The organism is Nonomuraea sp. NPDC050556, assembly GCF_044457355.1.
GTDB lineage: Bacteria > Actinomycetota > Actinomycetes > Streptosporangiales > Streptosporangiaceae > Nonomuraea.
This window is the reverse complement of the sequence record NZ_JBITGU010000004.1, coordinates 774,418-792,088: the sequence shown is the minus strand read 5'-3', so window position 1 is coordinate 792,088 and position 17,671 is coordinate 774,418. Positions and strand designations below refer to the sequence as shown.

Genomic DNA, 17,671 nt, shown 5'->3' with positions numbered 1-17,671 from the left:
AGCATGACATTTCCGGTTTTGGGGGTGTGAGAGCGGTCCTAGCCAGGCACCGAAAGAATCGCGCCAAACGACTCGCGGTAGGTGGCGGGGGAGACGCCCACCTGGCGGCGGAAGTGCGGGCGCAGCGCCACCGCCGAGGCGAACCCCACCCGGCGCGCCACCCGCTCCACCGGCTCGTCCGTCGTCTCCAGCAGCCGCTGAGCCCCCAGGATGCGCTGGTGCAGCAGCCACTGCGTGGGCGTCGTGCCGGTGACCTGGCGGAAGCGGCGGTCGAAGGTCCTGCGGCTCATCGTCGCCCGGCTCGCCAGCGCGTCGACGGTGACCTCCTCGTGCAGGTGGGCGACCGCCCAGTCGAGCGCCTCGCTCAGCGGGTCGCCGGAGACCGGTGCAGGGACCGGGTGGTCGATGTACTGCGCCTGGCCCCCGGCCCGGTGCGGGGGCACGACCATGCCTCTGGCGATGTCGTTGGCCGCCTTCGAGCCGTAGGCCCGCCGTACGAGATGGAGGCAGAGGTCGATGCCGCCCGCACTGCCCGCGCTCGTCAGGATCCTGCCCTCGTCGACGTAGAGGACGTCCGGCCGCACGTCCACCTGCGGGAACGTGCGTGCCAGCAGAGGCGCGTAACGCCAGTGCGTGGTCGCGGGCAGGCCGTCCAGCAGCCCGGCCGCCGCCAGCACGAACGTGCCCAGGCACAGGCTCACCACCGTGGCGCCCCTGCGGTGCGCGGACACCAGCGCGTCGAGCGCCGCCCGCGGCGGCCGCTCGTCCGGCGGCCTGCGCCACGTCGGCACGATCACGAGGTCGGCGTCCTCGACCGCGTCCAGCCCGTACGGCGCGGCCAGCGAGAGCCCCACGTCCGTCCTGACCGGGCCGCCCTCCGCGGCGATCGCCCTGACCTCGAAGTCCGGCAACTCACCCCGGCCCTCGCCGAACACCGCGATCGGGACCGAGGCCTCGAACAGCGGGATCTCGTCGAACAACACGACGGCCACGGTGCGGAAACTCATGGCTGGATTCTATCGACCGCTGTCCTTCCAGCCATTCACACTGTGCCCATATTTCCAGACATGCTTGGAGTATGAGACTCGACGACCTCGTGATCCCCGACACCGCGGCCTGCCGTACCTCCCTCGAGGTCGCCACGGCCTTCCAGACGCCCTCGCTGCTCAACCACTCGATCCGCGCCTACCTGTGGGCGGCCGCCTACGCGGCCGAGCGGGGGATCGGGTTCGACGCCGAGCTGCTCTACGTGTCGGCGATGCTGCACGACCTGGGCCTCAGCCGCGACTTCGACAACCACAGCGTGCCCTTCGAGGAGGCGGGCGGGCACGTGGCGTGGGTCTTCGGCGCGGGCGCCGGATGGCCGGTGGAGCGGCGGGTGCGGGCGGCCGAGGTGATCGTCCGGCACATGTGGGCCGAGGTGCCCCTGGAACTCGACGTCGAAGGGCACCTGCTCGAACTGTCCACCGGCATGGACATCTCCGGCCGCCGCACCGAGGACCTCCCCGAGCCGCTGCGCACCGAGGTGCTCGCCCGCCACCCGCGGCTGGAGATCGCCAAGGAGTTCACGGCCTGCATCACCGAGCAGGGGGAGCGCAAGCCGTCCAGCCTCGCGGGACAGTTCGTGGGCAGCGGGATCGCCGACCGCATCGCGGCCAACCCGCTAGACCGCCTTGGGACCTGAGCTCTGGACGACCTCGAAGGACCACAGCTCGGACCCGGAGGCGGCCGGCTGCCGCTGGCCGCCGCCGTGGCCCGCCTGGAAGGCGCGGCCCGTCTGCCACGCCTGGAAGTCCTCCTCGCTGCGCCAGCGGGTGTAGACGAGGTAGCGGTCCGTGCCCTCTTCCGGGCGCAGCAGCTCGAACCACTCGAACCCGTCGGCGGAGTCGACCATCCCCGCCCGCGCGGAGAAGCGCTTCTCCAGCTCCTCCCGCATCTCGGCGGGGACGGTCAGCACGTTGATCTTCACGACAGCCATGGGATCACGCTAGCCGGTTGCCCCACGAGCCGTGGTGCACGACGTCCTCGACCGGGCGGCGGCCCCGCTTGAGCGACGGCGACGGCACGTCCTTGGCGCGGTAGCCGACGCTGATCACGCCGATCGGGGTGTAGTCCTCGGGAACGCCGAAGGCCTGGCGGAAGGCGTCCATGCGGTCGCCGGGCGGGATGCCGAAGAAGCAGGCAGCCAGCCCCTCGTCGACCACGGTGAGCAACATGAGGAGGGAGGCGAAGCCGGTGTCGATGTCCCAGTACGGCACGGGCCAGTGTGACTCCGACTTGTCGGTCAGGCCCTTGTCCGCCTCGGCGTACCTGTCGAGGTAGGCCTGCTTGTGGGAGAGCGGGATGATCAGCATGGGGGCGCGGCGCAGGCCGGCGCCCCAGGGGTTCTCCTGCTCCTCACCGCCGTCCGACACCTTCCAGAACGTCGCCACGTCGCCTGGCTCGTCGAGCACCAGGAAGGCCCAGCCCTGGGAGAACCCGGCGGAGGGGGCGTGGAGGGCGTTCTGCAGGATCCGCTCACGCACCTCGGGCGGGATCGGCCGGTCGGGGTCGTAGTTGCGCACCATCCGGCGGCGGTCCACTACTTCCTGAAATTCCATGACATTCTCCTTAGTCACACGTCTGCGTACTGACAACCTCGGTGGCGGTCGTCCCCTGCTCGGCGGCCCGCCGAGAGCACGTCGCTGGTCAGCCTGTAGGCGGTCCGCTCCTGCCACGAAGACCCTCCCGTCGGCGCTGATAAGGGGAGCGCCGCTCTGCCCCCGGTGATATGTCCACGTCGGTGAGTGTGAACACCTCACAGGTGATCGTGGCCTTTTTCACACCCGCAGCCTCGGGCACGCCGATCTGCGGAGCTCGGCGTGCGGCCTCGGGAGGGAGCCCGCAGCCGGGCGGCAGGAGAAAGGAGCGCCAGTAAGAGGGCGCTTCACGCGGCCTTCACCCGCCTGCCCGCCTTCCAGACGCCGGTGATCCGCGTGGGGTCGGCGAGGACGTTGATGTCGTCCAGCGGGTTCGCCGCCACCGTGATGACGTCCGCGTCGTACCCCGTCGCCAGCACCCCGCTGCGCGGCCCCTGCGGTCCCAGGGTCAGCGGGCCGTTGGCCGTGGCCGTCCTGATGGCCTCCAAGGGGGTCAGACCGCACGCCACCAGGTGGGCGAGTTCGCGGCCGTTGCGTCCCCACGAGTTCGGCCGCCCCGCCCCGCTCACGAAGATGTCGGTGCCCATCGCCAGCGTCACCCCCCGTGAGTGCGCCAGCGCCACCGCGTCCGCGTGCACCTCAGCCACCCCCTTCAGCTTCACCATCAGCGGCGCGGGCAGCGTCCCGTCCGTCATCAGCTCGTCGATCACCGTGCGCGTCGCCACCAGCACGGCGTCCGTCTCCCGCATCGCGTCGCAGACCTCCTCGTCCAGGTAGGTCCCGTGCTCGATCGTCCGCACCCCCGCCTCCAGCGCGGCCATCAGCCCCGGCTTGCCGTGGCAGTGCGCCGCCACCACCCGGTCGGCCATCCCGGCGACCTCCACGATCGCCTTCAGCTCCGCGACCGTGAACTGCTGGTGGATCGGGTGGTCCAGTTCCGACAGCACCCCGCCGGACGCGCACACCTTGATCACCTTGGCGTTGCGCCTGAGCTGCTCGCGTACGGCACGCATGCACTCGTCCGCCCCGTCGGCCAGCCGGAAGTCTCCACCGGAGTGCCCGAAGTCGGCGACCCAGTGCAACGGCAGCCCGTGCACGTCGCCGTGTCCGCCCGTAGCGGACAAGATCGAGCCGGAGGCGTAGATGGCCGGCCCCTCCACGGACCCCTCAGCGACCGCCTGCGCGAGGTAGACCCCCAGCCCGCCGACCTCACGGATCGAGGTCACCCCGGCGTCCAGCGCGGCACGGAGATCGGGCACCGAGCGGGCGGCGCGAAGCGGCATCGGCACCGTCGCGATCCGTGAGGTGTCCAGGTCAGTCAACCCCAAGAGGTGGTTATGGCAGTCCCAAAGTCCGGGCATGACGACGGCCGCCCTGGTCTCCGTGACGCCGCCTGGAGGCGCCTCCTCGGCAGGTCCCGCGTAGCGGATGATGCCCGCTTCCAGCAGGACTACAGCGTTCCGTACGGGGTCGCCGTCGCCAGGAATGAGGAGGTCTGCCGAGATTCGTTCCATGGTCCAGAACCTAGCGACGGTTTCCCTCTCGGACCAGGTTTGATAGTCTGTGGAAGTTGCAGTCGCAGTTTCCGCGTACGTTTTGCACAACGTGAACGCCCGCAGGAAGTTTTTTGACAGCGGGCTTTTTTGCTTCTCCGGACTGGTTCGGCGGATGCAGGGTAAGGTCCGCAGCGCAGCCCCTGTCGCCACCCTGGCGGCGGGTGAGGCTCCCTAGAAGGAGAAGCAGTTGTCTGAAGGCACCGTTAAGTGGTTCAACGCCGAAAAGGGCTTCGGGTTCATCGCGCCGGACGACGGTAGCGCCGATGTCTTCGTGCACTACTCGGCCATCGCCACGAACGGCTACCGCAGCCTCGAGGAGAACCAGCGCGTCTCGTTCGAGACCACCCGTGGGCCCAAGGGCCCGCAGGCCGAGCAGGTTGTTCCTCTCTAAGTAATCACGAGAGAAACGAATCGGGCCCCGCACCGCAAGGTGCGGGGCCCTTTTTCACTTCCTGGACATCACCACGGCCGCGACCAGGCCCACGACCCACCCGGTCAGCAGCCCGAAGGCGGCGCCGTCGCCGAGCTGCGTCCAGTAGAACGGGGCGTCCTTCTCCCCCTTGACCAGCTCCCAGATCAGCACCGCCACGTTGCGGACGATCCCGACGCCTCCGGCGACGAGCACGGCGAACCCCCAGCCGAGCACGAACGCCCCGCCCACGCCGCTCCTGCGCAGCGCGACGCCGAGCAGGAGGGCCAGCGCCACGAAGCCGATGATGATCATCAGGGCGAGCAGGACGAAGCTGATTCCTGGGGACGAGCCGCTGACCGGGTCGGGAAAGTAGATCATGCCGGGGAGGTCGAGGCGCAGCCGCGCGTGGCCGAGGCTGCCGAAGACCCCCAGCAGCACCGCGAACGCGGCGGCGGCGAGCCCCGCCGACACGGCGGCCCTGCGCCCGTCCGCCGCGAGGACGGGCGCTGCGTTACGTGCGGTGGCCGAGTAGGCGACGGCCGCGCCGACCCCGCCGACCCAGGCGAAGGCCAGCGCCCACACGCCGCTCCTGGGCAGCAGGTAGCCGATGGCCTGCGAGCTGAACTCCAGGCCCGGCCACATGAGGCGGTCCGCGCACATCGAGAGGTAGCCGCCCGCGAAGACGGCCAGAGCCGTACAACACCAGCCGAGCAGGAAAACCGTCAGCGCGCCCTGCCTGGCGGGAACCGACCTGCGCAGCCCGGTCAGCGACCCGTAGAGGATCAGCGCGATGGCGGCGAAGGTCACCAGGACCCACAGGAGCCTGGGCAGCGTGAGGTTCTGCGGCAGCGGGAAGCGCACGACCAGCGCGACGAGCTCCGCGACCTCCGACTGCCTGGCGTCGCGGTCGGTACGCAGGCCGATCAGCCGCCCCAGCAGGCTGAGCAGGAGCAGGAGGCCGACGACGGCGCAGACGGCGGTCGCCGCGACGACGCGTGAGCGGCGCAGATCGACGTGGGTGAGCTCAGCCACAGTACGTGTTCACCACTTCCCACCCGTGCCCGGAGGCGACGATGGTGCCGAGCGCGTTCGCCAGCTCGGGGTTGGCCGCCTCCTTGGCGAGCGCCTGGTAGCGAAGGGCGCGCTCCTTGATCTCCCTGTCCCTGGCATCCTTGCGACGGGCGAGCCAGGCGTCGAACGCGGCCATCCGCTTCTCCATCTCCTGGGCGCTGGACAGGGACGTGGAGATCACCGGCGGCGGTTCGCTGTCGTAGTCGATGGACATCGCCGCACCGATGCCCGCGCACGTCTCGCCGTCGCTCCACAGCGACGGATGCGTGCCCGACGCGATCAACGCCAGCACCAGCGCCGCGGCCCCGCCCACCGCGAGCCCCCGCCACCGCCTCGGCTCCTCGACGCGTTCCTGGGCGGGCGCCGGTAACGACCGCGCGGGCGCAGGAGGTACGGCGGCGCCGTACCTGGAAATGCCCTCGGCCATCTCCTGCGGCAGCCAGGCCAGCCCGTCCGGCATCTCCACGGCCGCCAGCCGGTCCATGACCTCCTGCGGCGACGGCCGGTCCGCTAGGTCCTTGGCCAGGCAGGCAGCGAGCACGTCGCGCAGCCCCGCGTCGGCGACGCCGTCGAGCTGCGGCTCCTCGTGCACGATGCGGTAGAGCACGACGTGGGCGGCCCCCTCGCCGAACGGCCCGCGCCCGGTGGCCGCGTAGGCCAGGCAGGCGCCGAGGGCGAACACGTCGCCCGGCGGCTCGACGACCTCCCGCTGCACCCGTTCCGGCGGCAGGTAGTGCGACGGTCCGCCGGTCCTGCCCAGATCGGTCACCCGCAGCCCGTCGGTGGTCAGCCTGACCGTGGCCGGGCCCAGCTCCCCGTGTACGGTGCCCGCGCGGTGGACGGCGATCAGCGCCTCGGCCAGCCCCACCCCCAGCGTGCGGACCGCGGGCGCGGGCAGCGGGCCGTACACGCCGACGGCGTCGTGCAACGACAGCCCGGGAAGGAAGACGGCGGCCAGCCACGGCAGCGGGGCCTCGGTGTCGGCGTCGACGACGCTCGCGACGTAGGCGCCCCTGACCGCGCGCGCCAGGTCGACGTCGCGGCGGAAGCGGGAGCGGAAGGCGGGATCGCCTGCGAGGTGCGGATCGGCGAGCGTGATGGCCACCGGCAACCCGCGCGGCGTCCTGGCCAGGAAGACCTGCCCGATCCCGGCAGCGCCGAGCCGGCCCTCGACCAGATGGTCCCCGATCCGCCCCGGATCTCCAGGACGCAATGGCTCCATGGGCGGCCCTTCCCGTCAACGGGAGTGATCGCTGCGAGGATAACCGCTTCGAGGCACAGGCGGAACGGCACTAACCTTGTCACGTGCGTATAGCGAGGTTCTCCACAGGCGAAGGCGTCTCTTTCGGCGTGGTCGAGGATGATTTCATCTCCACGATCGCCGGGCATCCGTTCGGCCAGGTGCAGTTCACCGGCGACCGGTTCCCGCTGGCCGAGGTGCGGCTGGTGGCTCCCATGCTGCCCAGCAAGGTCGTCGCCATCGGCAGAAACTACGCGGAACACGCGCGCGAGCTGGGCAACGAGGTGCCAGAAGAACCGCTCATCTTCCTCAAGCCGTCCACGTCCGTCATCGGGCACGGCGAGGCCATCGCGTACCCGACCGGGCAGTCGGAGCGGGTCGACTTCGAGGGCGAGCTGGCCATCGTGATCGGCAGGCTGTGCCGCGAGGTGCCGCGCGAGCGGGTCAAGGACGTCATCTTCGGCTACACCTGCGCCAACGACGTCACCGCCCGCGACCTGCAGAAGAAGGACGTGCAGTTCACCCGGGCCAAGAGCTTCGACACGTTCTGCCCGATCGGTCCCTGGATCCAGACCGACCTCGACCCGAGCGACCTGGCGCTCACGACCGCGGTCAACGGCGAGATCAGGCAGAGCGCACGCACCAGCCAGCTCATCCACGACATCCCCGCGCTCGTCTCCTACGTGAGCGCGGTCATGACGCTGATCCCCGGCGATGTCATTCTGACCGGCACCCCGGCGGGCGTGGGCCCGCTCGAGATCGGTGACGAGGTCAGCGTGGGCATCGAGGGCATCGGCACCCTGACGAACAAGGTGGTCTCCCGTGACTGAAGTACGGGTGCGTTTCGCCCCGTCCCCGACAGGCATGTTCCACGTGGGCAGCGCCCGCGCGGCCCTGTTCAACTGGGCGGTGGCCGAGCAGAGCGGCGGCCGTTTCATCCTGCGGATCGAGGACACCGACGCCACGCGCAACCGGCCGGAGTGGACGGAAGGCATCATCTCCGCCCTCGACTGGATCGGCATCAACGGCACCAACCCGGTCTTCGAAGGGCCCTACTTCCAGTCGGCCAACGAGCCTCAGCACCGCGAGGCGGTGGCCAAGCTGCTCGCCGACGGCAAGGCCTACTACTGCGACTGCACCCGCGAGCTGCTGGTGGCCCGCACGGGCTCCGAGCACAAGGGCTACGACGGCTTCTGCCGCGACCGGGGCCTGACCTCGGGCGCCGTGCGCTTCCGCACGCCGGACGAGGGCGTCACCGTGGTCGACGACCTGGTGCGCGGCCGGGTGGAGTTCCCCAACGACGCGCAGGAAGACTTCGTCATCGCCCGCACCGACGGCTCGCCGCTCTACGTGCTGGCCAACGCCGTCGACGACATCACGCAGGCCGTCACCCACGTCGCGCGCGGCGAGGAGCACCTGCCCAACGCGGTCAGGCAGGAGATGTTGTGGCCCGCGCTCGGGGCCAACCCGCCCGTCTGGGCGCACCTGCCGGTGATCGTCAACGAGCAGCGCAAGAAGCTGTCCAAGCGCCGCGACAAGGTCGCGCTGGAGGACTACCGCGCCGAGGGCTACCTGGCCGAGGCGATGGTCAACTACCTCATGCTGCTCGGCTGGGGTCCCGGTGACGACCGCGAGATCATGCCGTGGGCCGAGATGGTGCCGCTGTTCAAACTGGAGGACGTCAACTCCTCCAACGCCTTCTTCGACGAGAAGAAGCTGAAGGCCTTCAACGGCGAGTACATCAGGGCTCTGCCGCTGGAGACCTTCGAGGAGCGCTGCCTGCCCTACCTCGACCCGTCGTGGGACGCCGAGACGTTCAGCAAGCTCGCCCCGCTCGCCCAGACGCGCCTCGGCGTGCTGAGCGAGATCAGGCAGAACGTCGACTTCCTGTTCCTGGACGAGCCCGTGTTCGACCAGCCCTCGTGGGACAAGGCGATGAAGGCGGGCGCCAACGACGTCCTGCGCGCCTACCTCGACCGGCTCGACCTGGTCAACTGGGACACCGAGTCGCTGAAGACCGCGCTGGAGGAGGTCGGCACGGCCCACGGGCTCAAGCTCGGCAAGGCCCAGGCCCCGATCCGCGTCGCGATCACCGGCCGGACGGTCGGGCTGCCGCTGTTCGAGTCCATCGAGGTCCTCGGTCGCGAGCGCGCCCAGGACCGCCTGCGCGCCGCCCTGGCCCGCCTGGAAGGCTGACCGCCGCCCGTGGGGCGAGGGCGAGGCTGAGCCCCGCCCCCGCCGCCATGGCGAGCCACACGCCCGTGAGCCCCAGCCAGGCGCTCAGGCCGTAGGCGAGCGGCAGCTGTACGGCGAAGCCGGCAAGGGTGGCGGCGAGCAACCGCCCGCCCCGCCCCGAGGCCTGCGCCGCGCCGCCCCCGGCGATCAGGCCGCCGAAGGGGATGAGGTAGAGCGTCATCCACCTGAGGAAGGTCACGGCCTCCTCAGGTGAGCCGGTGAACAGGCCCGTCACCGGCTCGGCCACGAGGTTGAGCACCAGGGCCACCAGCGCGCCCGCAGCCAGGCCGATGAGCACGGGCGATCCTGCCGCCTCCGAGCGCGCGGTCTGGATCATCGACGCCTGCCGTAGCGCGTAGAACACCATCACGCCGGCCAGCATCACCTTGAGCCCGATGCCGTACCCGGCCTGCGCCGCGACGCCGAACCCGGCGACGACGTCGACCAGCACCATCCCGACCAGCGCCCGTGCCAGGAAATCTCCGGACATGGGCAGCCCGGGGCGGAGGATCTCGCGCGCCTTCACGAGGCCCGGCGCGTCGCTGGGCGCCAGCCGTACCAACGTCTTCAAGGAGACGGCCAGGGTGAGGGCGCGGGCGAGGACGGTGGCCAGGGCGGCGCCCTGGACGCCGAGGTCCAGCCCGTAGATGAACACCGGGTCCAGCGCGATCACCAGCACGTTGCAGATCAGCGCGTTCCGCATCGGGATCTTCGTGTTGCCCTTGCCCTTGACGACCGCGTCCACCAGGCCCTGGGCGAAGAAGACGGGCAGCCCGGCCAGCGAGATCAGGTAGAAGTCCGCGGTCAGCCCGGCCGTAGGCGCGTCGGCGGCGAAGAGGGCGGCCAGCGGCTCGCGCAGTAACACCCCCGGCAGAGCCACGGCGAGGCTGACAGCTGCCCACAACGCCCATCCGGTCCGCACCACCGGTGCGATGGGGGCGGTGCCGTCCCGCCTGCCGACCAGGACGGTCACCCCCGTCTGCACGCCGAGGAACAGGCCGAGCGCCAGGTACTCGGTCGTCGTCGCCACGGTCACGGCCGCGATGGCGCGCTCGCCGAGCCCGGCCACCCACAGCAGGTCGATGACGCTCACCGCGACCACGGCCGTGAGCAGCTCGACGTAGACCGGCAACGCCAGGCGGATCAAACGCATCTCAATACCTCGATTCGAGTTATCTCTAATAGAGGTATAGCGATACGATGCATCCATGGCAAGTGGCGGCGACCTCACGCTGATGATCCTCGGCTTCCTCGAACGGCAGCCGATGCACGGGTACGAGCTCAAGGCGCGGCTGGCCGCGCTCACCGGGCACCTGCGCCAGGTCAGCGACGGCGCCCTCTACCCGGCCATCGCCAGGCTGGAGGCCAGGGGCCTGGTCGACCGGCGCGAGGAGGAGGGCGCGGGAGCCGCGCGCAGGCAGGTGCTGACGCTCACCGGCGCCGGGCGCGAGGAGCTGATGCGGCGGCTGCGCGAGCCGACCGAGCTGGAGATCAGCGACCAGACGAAGTTCTTCGCCCTGCTGACGTTCCTCAGCGCCCTGCCTGAGGCCGACCAGGTGCGGGTGCTGCAGCGCAGGCTCGACTTCCTGGACGCGCCCGCGAGCTTCTTCTACGACGGCGAGCGGCCGGTGAAGGCGGAGGAGGTCACCGACCGCTTCAGGCGCGGGATGCTCCTGATCGCCAGGGCGACCGGTACGGCGGAGCGGGAGTGGCTGCGTCAGACGATCGGGGAGCTGACCCGGGTGTAGTCGGCGGAGCCCCGGTAGACGACCTTCCAGTCGCCCCTGCGCTTCGCCTTGAAGCTGAACCCGCCGTGCCCCCTGGTGACCACGGTCGACCTGTGATGCCAGGTCGAGGAGCCGTTCCTGCGGAAGAGCAGCTCCACCTCGGCGTCGTTCAGGTGACCGTACGCCGCGCCCGTCCCGTCGACCGCGTACAGCGAGCCGGTCAGCCTGCCGTCCTTGAGCTTCAGCTCCTTGAACGTCGTCAGCCGCTTGACCTTGACCGTCACGTGCTTGGGCGGCGAGCTGAGACCGGCGGTGTCCATGGCCTGGACGGCGCAGTCGAGCTTGCCCGGCGAGATGTCCGGCGGCAGGCTGATCGTCTGCCTGAAGGTGGGGTCGGACACCCGCGTCATCGTGGTCTGGGTGTCGCCGCACTGCGCGAGCACGCGGTCGATCTCGCCCTTGGCGGTCGCGGTGAGCGTCAGCATCGCCCAGCCGGGCGAGACGGTCAGCGTGCCGGGTCCCGACACGTCGGACACCTTGGCGCTGACCTGGTCCACGACGCGGAGCGTGAGGTCGCGCTGCGCCGTACGGCCGTTGACGTCGGTGACCGTCAGGGTGACGGTGTAGTCGCCGACGCCCGGCGGCGTCCAGACGCCCTCGTAGCCGCCGCGGTGCGCGTTCCCCGACGTACGGCTCAGCTCCACCGGGCGCGAGTCCGCCACGTCCAGCCACGCCCGCTTCAGCCCTGGCCCGCTCTCGGCCTGCAGGTCGAGCTCGATCGGCTGCCCGGCCAGCGCGGCGCGGTACGGCGTCAGCGTCGAGGACAGGATGCGCGGCCTGGTGGCCTTGCCGACGGTGAGGTCGAGCGGCAGCGCGGCCGACCGCCTGCCGTTGGCGTCCTCGGCCACGGCCGTCAGGTGCAGGGGCCCGCTCTTCTGCTCGTCGGAGATGTAGACCTTGCCGTCGAACGCGCCGTCGGACGGCTTGAGCAGCCCCACCCCGCGCGCGCCGTCGAAGACCAGCACCCGCTGGACGCCCAGGTGGCTGTCGCTGGAGACCTGGGCCTCGACCTGGAGCAGGTCGCCCGGCTCGACCTCGGTGGCGGCCGGGGTGACGGCCTTCACCACGGGGTCGTGCGCGGGCCAGACCGTGCTCTCGTCGAGCGTCTCGCTGACGGTCTGGCCGTTGCCGTCGGTGACGGTGATCGTCGGCGTGGTGACGGTCTTCTCCGCCACGGGTGGGACGGTGAACTCGGCGCTGTAGCGGCCGTCGGCCGCGCGCAGCATCGGCACGGAGGCGCCGAGCACGTCGAGGCGCACCTCGGCGAGGCCCTGGGGGCTCTCGCTGCGTACGGCCGCGCTGATCGTCTGTGGATGCCCGCTGTCCATGACCTTCGGTGACACCACCGACGAGATCAGCGGTTCACCGTCCTCGGCGAAAGCCGCCCCCGGCACGAGAAGCGTCGCAGCCACCGCGAGGCTGCCCCATCGAACGAACACCGCACACCCCGAGGTCGGACATAAAGGACTTGAGGAGCATACTCGTACCTTTATGTCCGCTTTAACCTCTGGGGGGTGATTTTTTAGCTCAGACCGCGGCGCTCCAGCAGCGGCTCGATGCGCGGGTCGCGGCCGCGGAAGTTGCGGAACGCGGTCAGCGGGTCGAGGCTGCCGCCGCGCGACAGCAGTTCCTTGCGGAAGTGGTCACCGTTCTCCCGCTTGAGCCCGCCGTTCTCCTCGAACCACAACACGCTCTCCGCGTCGAGCACCTCGCTCCAGATGTAGGAGTAGTAGCCCGCGCTGTAGCCGCCGGAGAAGATGTGCTGGAAGTAGTTCGTCCGGTAGCGCGGGCGGACCAGGGGGAAGGCGATCTGCGCGTCCTCCAGCGCCTTCGCCTCGAACGCCTCGGCGTCCTCGACGACCTCGCCGTCCGCCAGCTTGTGCCAGGCCCAGTCGAGCAGCGTCGCGGCCAGGTACTCCACGGTGGCGAAGCCCTGGTTGAACTTCTCCGCCGCCTTCATCTTCTCCACCAGCTCGACCGGGACCGGCTCGCCGGTCTCGACGTGCTTGGCGTAGTTGGCCAGGACCTCGGGCCAGGTCGTCCACATCTCGTTGACCTGCGACGGGTACTCGACGAAGTCGCGCGGCACGTTGGTGCCCGAGACCCGCGGGTAGCGCACGTCGGAGAACAGGCCGTGCAGCGCGTGGCCGAACTCGTGGAAAGCCGTGTTGACCTCGTCGTACGTCAGCAGCGTCGGCCCGCTGGCCGGCTTGGTGACGTTGAGGTTGTTCATCACGACCGGCTTCTCGCCGAACAGGAACGACTGGTCGACCAGGTTGTTCATCCACGCGCCGCCGCGCTTGGTGGGCCTGGCGTACGGGTCGAGCAGGAACAGGCCGACGGCCGAGCCGTCCTCGTTGAACACCTCGAAGACCGTCACGTCGGGGTGGTAGCCCTTGAGGTCGGGGCGCTCGGTGAAGCTCAGGCCGTACAGCTTGCCGGCGGCGAAGAAGATGCCGTCCTTGAAGACCCGGTTCAGCTCGAAGTAGGGGCGCAGCGCGTCGGCGTCGAAGTCGTAACGCGCCTTGCGCACCTTCTCGGAGTAGAACGACCAGTCCCAGGGCTCGATCGGGAACCCGGCCTGCTCGGCCAGCGCCTCGGCTTCCTTCTTGGCATTCCGTACGGCGGGGCCGACGAGCTGGCCCAGCATCGCCTCGACCGCGTCGACGTTCTTCGCCGTCTGGTCGGCCACCGTGTAGGCGGCATGGTTGGGGAAGCCCAGCAGGGCGGCGCGCTCGGCGCGCAACGTGGCCATCCTGATGGCCAGCGGGAAGTTCTGCCTGGCCCGCTCGACGCTCAGCTTGTACAGCTTCGCGCGCGTCTCCCTGTTGGTGAGCTGTGCCAGCGCGGGCTGGTTGGTGAAGTTCAGCAGCGGGAGGACGTACTTGCCGTCCTTGGCGATCGCCGCGAGCCGCTCCTCGGGGAGGCCGTCCAGCTCGGCCGCGTCCTCGACGACCAGCGCCTCCTCCGTCGAGGCCTTCAGCAGGTTCTGGCCGAACTCGGTGGAGAGCTTCGACAGCTCCTCGTTCAGCTCCTTCAACCTGGCCTGCTCCGCCTCGCCCAGGTCGGCGCCCGCGCTGATGAAGTCCTCGCGGTATTTCTCCAGCAGCCACGCCTCTTCAGGCTCGCCGGTGTTGACCTGCTTGATGCGGGTCCAGAGCGCGCGGTTGAGCTTGACCTCGTCTTGCTGCTTGGTCAGCTTGGGGGAGATCTCGGTCTCGATCGCCATCATGCCGTCGGTGGAGTCCGAGGCGGCGACGTTGAAGAAGACCGTCGCGGCCCGCTTGAGCACCTGGCCCGAGCGCTCGAGGGCGGCGATCGTGTTGTCGAAAGTCGGCGGCTCGGGGTTGCCGGCGATGGCGTCGACCTCGGCGAGTTGCTCGGCCATGCCGCGCTCGAAGGCCGGCAGGTAGTGCTCCTCGCGGATCTCCGCGAAATTCGGCAGCAGGTACGGCAGGCCGCTGGGTGCGAAGAACGGGTTCTCGGCCAACGCTCAGGCTCCTCACATGGTGGTTTGTCCCCTTCAGCTTGGCATGTCCCCGCGTGCGCCGCGCGTCGCGGAGGGGCAGTTCGCTATTCGTTTTGGTCCTGGCCCGAAGCTGGGCTATTCTTTCGGACGTCGCCACACGAACCCTCAGGGGTCCGGTGCGGTGGGGTATGGTGTAATTGGCAGCACGACTGATTCTGGTTCAGTTAGTCTAGGTTCGAGTCCTGGTACCCCAGCATTTAACGGATGTCTTTCTGAGACATCCGTTTTTTGATTTCCGGGGGTTGATCCCGCGGTTTGGTTGTGGTCCTCGGGGTGCGGTAGAGTTACCTGCGTTGCCGGGGAGATCCGGCACGATCGCATGTGACAGGGTCCCGTCGTCTAGTGGCCCAGGACGCCGCCCTCTCAAGGCGGTAGCGCCGGTTCGAATCCGGTCGGGACTACCACTGTCATAGAGCATCGAAGGTCCCGTCGTCTAGTGGCCCAGGACGCCGCCCTCTCAAGGCGGTAGCGCCGGTTCGAATCCGGTCGGGACTACACCTTCAAGGTGCGTCGCCTCCGGCAACGCAGGACGCCGCACGTGCCACCCATTCGGCAAGGCGGCAGCACCGGTCCGAATCCGATCGGGACTACACCTTCAAGGTGCGTCGCCTCCGGCAACGCAGGACGCCGCACGTGTCATCCATTCGGCAAGGCGCCAGCACCGGTCCGAATCCGATCGGGACTACACCTTCCTCTCTCAGAAGCCGTGATCAATTTGATTGCGGCTTTTTGCGTTTATGATCCCGGTCGTGAATCTTCTTGCCGCACTTCCTCTCGCGCCCGTGCTCGCCGTCCAGGCGCTCAGGGTGCGGCGGAGCACCCCGCGGCTGCCCGAGGCGGCAGGATCGCGGCGCGGCGTCACCCAAGGGGACGGGGAACCGTACAGGCTCGGGGTTCTGGGGGAGTCCACGGCGGCGGGCGTGGGAGCGGCGACGCAGGACGACGCCCTGGCCGGGCATCTCGCCAGAGAGCTGGCCCAGCGGCTGAAGAGGCCCGTCGAGTGGCAGGTGGCGGCGCGGACCGGGGCGCGGGCCAGGCGGGTGGCCGACGAGCTCGTGGCGCTGCTCGACCCCGCCGACCTCGTCGTCGTCGCGCTCGGGGTCAACGACCTGCTGGAGCTCACCAGGCTGCGGGTCTTCGAGAGCGACCTGACCGAGGTCCTGAAGAAGATCCCGGCGAAAAGGGTGCTCGTGGCCGGGATGCCTCCGGTAGGGGAGTTCCCGTCGCTGCCCCGCCCGCTCCGCACCGTCATGGGCCGACGCGCGGCCGCGCTCGACCAGGTGATCAGAAAGGTCGCGGGGGACCGCTACACCCCCATGGAGACCCCGGAGCCCGACATGTTCGCCGAGGACGGATTCCACCCGTCCAGCAAGGGCTACGCCCGATGGGCAGAAGGGCTCGCCACCCACTGGGCGGCGAGCCCCCAAGGCTAGGAAGCCGAGCGCACCTTGAACAGCGCCCGCTTGGCCGCCTTGGCGACCTGCTTGTCCGGATGCACCTGCGCGATCAGGTCGAGCAGCTCCTCCATGTGCGCGTGCGGGATCTTCCAGCTCACTTCAAGCAGGTTGTTGAGCAGGTCGGGCCCGACGTCGCGCAGGCTGCTCACGAACTCGGCGCGGCCCAGACCCGCAGAGATCGTCCACATGTCGAGAATCAGCCAGTGGGTGTCGTCCTGCGTCGGCTCCGGCGCGTCCTCCACCTCCAGCTGCGTGAGGTGCGTGGCCGCGTAGGGGCGCAGCGACGGCTCCTTGAGCGCCGCCTGCCACGCCGGGATCGCCGCCTCGCCCAGCGTGCCGACGACGCTGGCCGCCTGCACCCTGATGAGCGCGTCGCTGTCGTCCTCAGCCGCCGCCTGGAGCAGCTCCTCGGCGGCCCTGGCCGGGTCGCGCAGCTCCATCCACGCGCCGAACTCCGCGTCCGCCTCGTCCTCTGGCAGCTCGGCGCTGAGCGAGAGCAGGTCGTGCGCGCTCATCGACTCGATCGCCGGACGCGCGTCCACCTCGATGTCGGCGTCGTCCACCAGGTGCACCACGCCCTCGGTGCCCAGCGGCGTGAGGGAGACCGTACTGCCGGAAACAGTGACCATGCTGTAGCCGACCAGCCAGTCGAGGACGGGGGCCAGCGGGTCGCCGTAGTGGTCGACAGCCGCCGCCCACGCGTCGGCGCCCAGCTCGTCGAGGTCGGAGGCCGCCTCGGCCAGCTCGGCGCGCAGCTCGTCGAGGTCGCGCGAGCCGTCCGCCAGCAGCAGCCTGACCAGCAGCGCCCTGGTGAGCCCGGCCAGGACCAGCGTGAGGTCCTCGTCGCCGAGCTCGGGGTCGCCGTAGTCGACCGAGTGCAGGCCGAGCATCCAGGCGTCGAGCACGTCCTCGTCGTCGTCGAACGGCCACGCGTCCGTGTCGTCGTCGACGCTGACCGTCTCGTGGTCGTCGGGGGTGATGAACTCGAGGTCGACCGCGAGGTTCCAGATGTTCCAGAGCTGGGGTACGGCCTGGCCGAGCGGAAGCTGCGTCTGCGGCCTCGGCAGCCCGACGATCGCCAGCGCCTCCTCGACCTCGGGGTCGGACAGCAGCGTCTCCTCGCCCACCGAGCGGGCGGAGCCCACCCAGACGGCCAGGTCACGGGCCTTGGCGATGAGAGGTACGGCACGCGCGGCCGTCGCCAGCTCGGCGTCGGGACGCAGCCTGATCGTGGGCAGATCGGCGAGCTCGTCGGCGAAGGGCTCGAAGTCGCCCAGGTCGCCGGTCTCGTCCTCCTCCTCGCCCTCCTCGTCCTCGAGATCGCCCTCGTCGATGAGGTCCTCCATCGCGTCGACGAAGTCGTCCTCCAGATCGTCGAGCTCGTCGAGCAGCTCGTCGAGGGAGTCGGAACGCTTGGTGAGCCGCTCCGTCTCGGACAGGAACGTCAGGTAGGACCTCACCGCGCCGATCATCCCGTCGGCCGCGGCGTCAGGGTCCTCGACGGCCTGGGGCATGCGCTCCAGGAGCACGGAACGGAGGTCGGTGCGCCTCCACCTGCCGACGTCGTCGGAGGCGGAGAGCCTGTGCCACAGGGCCACCGGCCCCACGAGGTCGGGGTCGCTGCCGGGGGCGTGTTCCTGCGCCCACAGGATGAACTCTTGGAGCAGGGGACGCAGCTCCGTGGCGGCTACCTCGATGCGATCTGTCACGCACTCAGGCTAGTGCGCCCGGGAGGCACTCGCCTC

At 69.9% G+C, this 17,671-nt stretch carries 16 protein-coding genes and 3 tRNA genes; 9 read left to right on the top strand and 10 right to left on the bottom strand.

The annotated features are described in order from the left end of the window. Positions 1-38: 38 nt before the first annotated feature. Positions 39-1,007 carry a GlxA family transcriptional regulator gene (locus tag ACIBG8_RS40740; protein WP_397348565.1) on the bottom strand — a complete coding sequence of 323 codons (969 nt, stop codon included), beginning with the start codon at positions 1,005-1,007 and terminating at the stop codon, positions 39-41. Between the two features lie 71 nt (positions 1,008-1,078). Here ACIBG8_RS40740 and ACIBG8_RS40735 point away from each other — a divergent pair, with 71 nt between their 5' ends. Beyond that, complete coding sequence (locus ACIBG8_RS40735; protein ID WP_397348564.1) at positions 1,079-1,684, top strand: HD domain-containing protein; 606 nt, start codon at positions 1,079-1,081, stop codon at positions 1,682-1,684. Here the strand turns inward: ACIBG8_RS40735 and ACIBG8_RS40730 are convergent. From ACIBG8_RS40730 to ACIBG8_RS40720, 3 genes are all read right to left on the bottom strand, one after another. Beyond that, positions 1,664-1,978 (bottom strand): antibiotic biosynthesis monooxygenase family protein, encoded by a 315-nt coding sequence (locus tag ACIBG8_RS40730; RefSeq protein WP_397348563.1) that lies wholly within the window; start codon positions 1,976-1,978, stop codon positions 1,664-1,666. The two genes, ACIBG8_RS40735 and ACIBG8_RS40730, sit on opposite strands and share 21 nt — an antisense overlap. Positions 1,979-1,982: 4 nt before the next feature. Then, complete coding sequence (locus tag ACIBG8_RS40725) at positions 1,983-2,600, bottom strand: nitroreductase family protein (protein WP_397348562.1); 618 nt, start codon at positions 2,598-2,600, stop codon at positions 1,983-1,985. A gap of 326 nt (positions 2,601-2,926) precedes the next feature. Further along, entirely contained in the window at positions 2,927-4,153 is a 1,227-nt protein-coding gene (locus ACIBG8_RS40720) for an amidohydrolase family protein (protein ID WP_397348561.1), read from the bottom strand. Between the two features lie 229 nt (positions 4,154-4,382). On the opposite strand from ACIBG8_RS40720, the gene ACIBG8_RS40715 reads away from it, so the two are divergent. Then, positions 4,383-4,586 carry a cold-shock protein gene (locus ACIBG8_RS40715; RefSeq protein WP_358061494.1) on the top strand — a complete coding sequence of 68 codons (204 nt, stop codon included), beginning with the start codon at positions 4,383-4,385 and terminating at the stop codon, positions 4,584-4,586. A 54-nt stretch (positions 4,587-4,640) separates the two neighbouring features. Here ACIBG8_RS40715 and ACIBG8_RS40710 read toward each other — a convergent pair whose 3' ends face one another. Further along, positions 4,641-5,639 carry a hypothetical protein gene (locus ACIBG8_RS40710; RefSeq protein ID WP_397348560.1) on the bottom strand — a complete coding sequence of 333 codons (999 nt, stop codon included), beginning with the start codon at positions 5,637-5,639 and terminating at the stop codon, positions 4,641-4,643. After that, on the bottom strand, positions 5,632-6,900 hold the full coding sequence (locus tag ACIBG8_RS40705; protein ID WP_397348559.1) for a serine/threonine protein kinase: 1,269 nt from the start codon (positions 6,898-6,900) through the stop codon (positions 5,632-5,634). The genes ACIBG8_RS40710 and ACIBG8_RS40705 overlap by 8 nt, the downstream gene beginning before the upstream one ends. An 83-nt stretch (positions 6,901-6,983) precedes the next feature. On the opposite strand from ACIBG8_RS40705, the gene ACIBG8_RS40700 reads away from it, so the two are divergent. After that, positions 6,984-7,748, top strand: a complete 765-nt coding sequence (locus tag ACIBG8_RS40700) for a fumarylacetoacetate hydrolase family protein (RefSeq protein ID WP_397348558.1) — start codon at positions 6,984-6,986, stop codon at positions 7,746-7,748. Next, positions 7,741-9,114: a glutamate--tRNA ligase gene (gltX, locus tag ACIBG8_RS40695; RefSeq protein ID WP_397348557.1), complete on the top strand. Its 1,374-nt coding sequence runs from the start codon at positions 7,741-7,743 to the stop codon at positions 9,112-9,114. Before ACIBG8_RS40700 ends, gltX begins: the two co-directional genes overlap by 8 nt. Here the strand turns inward: gltX and ACIBG8_RS40690 are convergent. Next, positions 9,008-10,306, bottom strand: coding sequence for an MATE family efflux transporter (locus ACIBG8_RS40690; RefSeq protein WP_397348556.1), 1,299 nt, complete (start codon positions 10,304-10,306; stop codon positions 9,008-9,010). The genes gltX and ACIBG8_RS40690 overlap by 107 nt on opposite strands. A gap of 55 nt (positions 10,307-10,361) precedes the next feature. Here ACIBG8_RS40690 and ACIBG8_RS40685 point away from each other — a divergent pair, with 55 nt between their 5' ends. Next, complete coding sequence (locus tag ACIBG8_RS40685) at positions 10,362-10,901, top strand: PadR family transcriptional regulator (RefSeq protein WP_397348555.1); 540 nt, start codon at positions 10,362-10,364, stop codon at positions 10,899-10,901. Here the strand turns inward: ACIBG8_RS40685 and ACIBG8_RS40680 are convergent. Both ACIBG8_RS40680 and ACIBG8_RS40675 read right to left on the bottom strand, forming a co-directional pair. Continuing rightward, a complete protein-coding gene (locus ACIBG8_RS40680) occupies positions 10,871-12,379 on the bottom strand; it encodes a hypothetical protein (protein ID WP_397348554.1) in 1,509 nt (502 codons plus the stop codon). The genes ACIBG8_RS40685 and ACIBG8_RS40680 overlap by 31 nt on opposite strands. Positions 12,380-12,462: 83 nt before the next feature. Continuing rightward, a complete protein-coding gene (locus ACIBG8_RS40675) occupies positions 12,463-14,430 on the bottom strand; it encodes a M3 family metallopeptidase (protein ID WP_397348553.1) in 1,968 nt (655 codons plus the stop codon). 161 nt (positions 14,431-14,591) lie between these two features. On the opposite strand from ACIBG8_RS40675, the gene ACIBG8_RS40670 reads away from it, so the two are divergent. From ACIBG8_RS40670 to ACIBG8_RS40655, 4 genes are all read left to right on the top strand, one after another. Beyond that, positions 14,592-14,663: transfer RNA gene (locus tag ACIBG8_RS40670), tRNA-Gln, on the top strand. Positions 14,664-14,797: 134 nt separating this feature from the next. Further along, positions 14,798-14,873 (top strand) — tRNA-Glu (locus tag ACIBG8_RS40665). A gap of 18 nt (positions 14,874-14,891) precedes the next feature. Then, a tRNA-Glu gene (locus ACIBG8_RS40660) sits at positions 14,892-14,964 on the top strand. A gap of 254 nt (positions 14,965-15,218) precedes the next feature. Beyond that, positions 15,219-15,902, top strand: coding sequence for an SGNH/GDSL hydrolase family protein (locus ACIBG8_RS40655; protein ID WP_397348552.1), 684 nt, complete (start codon positions 15,219-15,221; stop codon positions 15,900-15,902). Here the strand turns inward: ACIBG8_RS40655 and ACIBG8_RS40650 are convergent. After that, positions 15,899-17,635: a hypothetical protein gene (locus tag ACIBG8_RS40650; protein WP_397348551.1), complete on the bottom strand. Its 1,737-nt coding sequence runs from the start codon at positions 17,633-17,635 to the stop codon at positions 15,899-15,901. The two genes, ACIBG8_RS40655 and ACIBG8_RS40650, sit on opposite strands and share 4 nt — an antisense overlap. Positions 17,636-17,671: the final 36 nt, after the last annotated feature.

Excerpts from the sequence above, each read along its gene's own strand:
- ACIBG8_RS40740 (WP_397348565.1), bottom strand. The coding sequence starts at position 1,007 with ATGAGTTTCCGCACCGTGGCCGTCGTGTTGTTCGACGAGATCCCGCTG.
- ACIBG8_RS40735 (WP_397348564.1), top strand. The coding sequence starts at position 1,079 with ATGAGACTCGACGACCTCGTGATCCCCGACACCGCGGCCTGCCGTACC.
- ACIBG8_RS40730 (WP_397348563.1), bottom strand. The coding sequence starts at position 1,978 with ATGGCTGTCGTGAAGATCAACGTGCTGACCGTCCCCGCCGAGATGCGG.
- ACIBG8_RS40725 (WP_397348562.1), bottom strand. The coding sequence starts at position 2,600 with ATGGAATTTCAGGAAGTAGTGGACCGCCGCCGGATGGTGCGCAACTAC.
- ACIBG8_RS40720 (WP_397348561.1), bottom strand. The coding sequence starts at position 4,153 with ATGGAACGAATCTCGGCAGACCTCCTCATTCCTGGCGACGGCGACCCC.
- ACIBG8_RS40705 (WP_397348559.1), bottom strand. The coding sequence starts at position 6,900 with ATGGAGCCATTGCGTCCTGGAGATCCGGGGCGGATCGGGGACCATCTG.
- ACIBG8_RS40690 (WP_397348556.1), bottom strand. The coding sequence starts at position 10,306 with ATGCGTTTGATCCGCCTGGCGTTGCCGGTCTACGTCGAGCTGCTCACG.
- ACIBG8_RS40685 (WP_397348555.1), top strand. The coding sequence starts at position 10,362 with ATGGCAAGTGGCGGCGACCTCACGCTGATGATCCTCGGCTTCCTCGAA.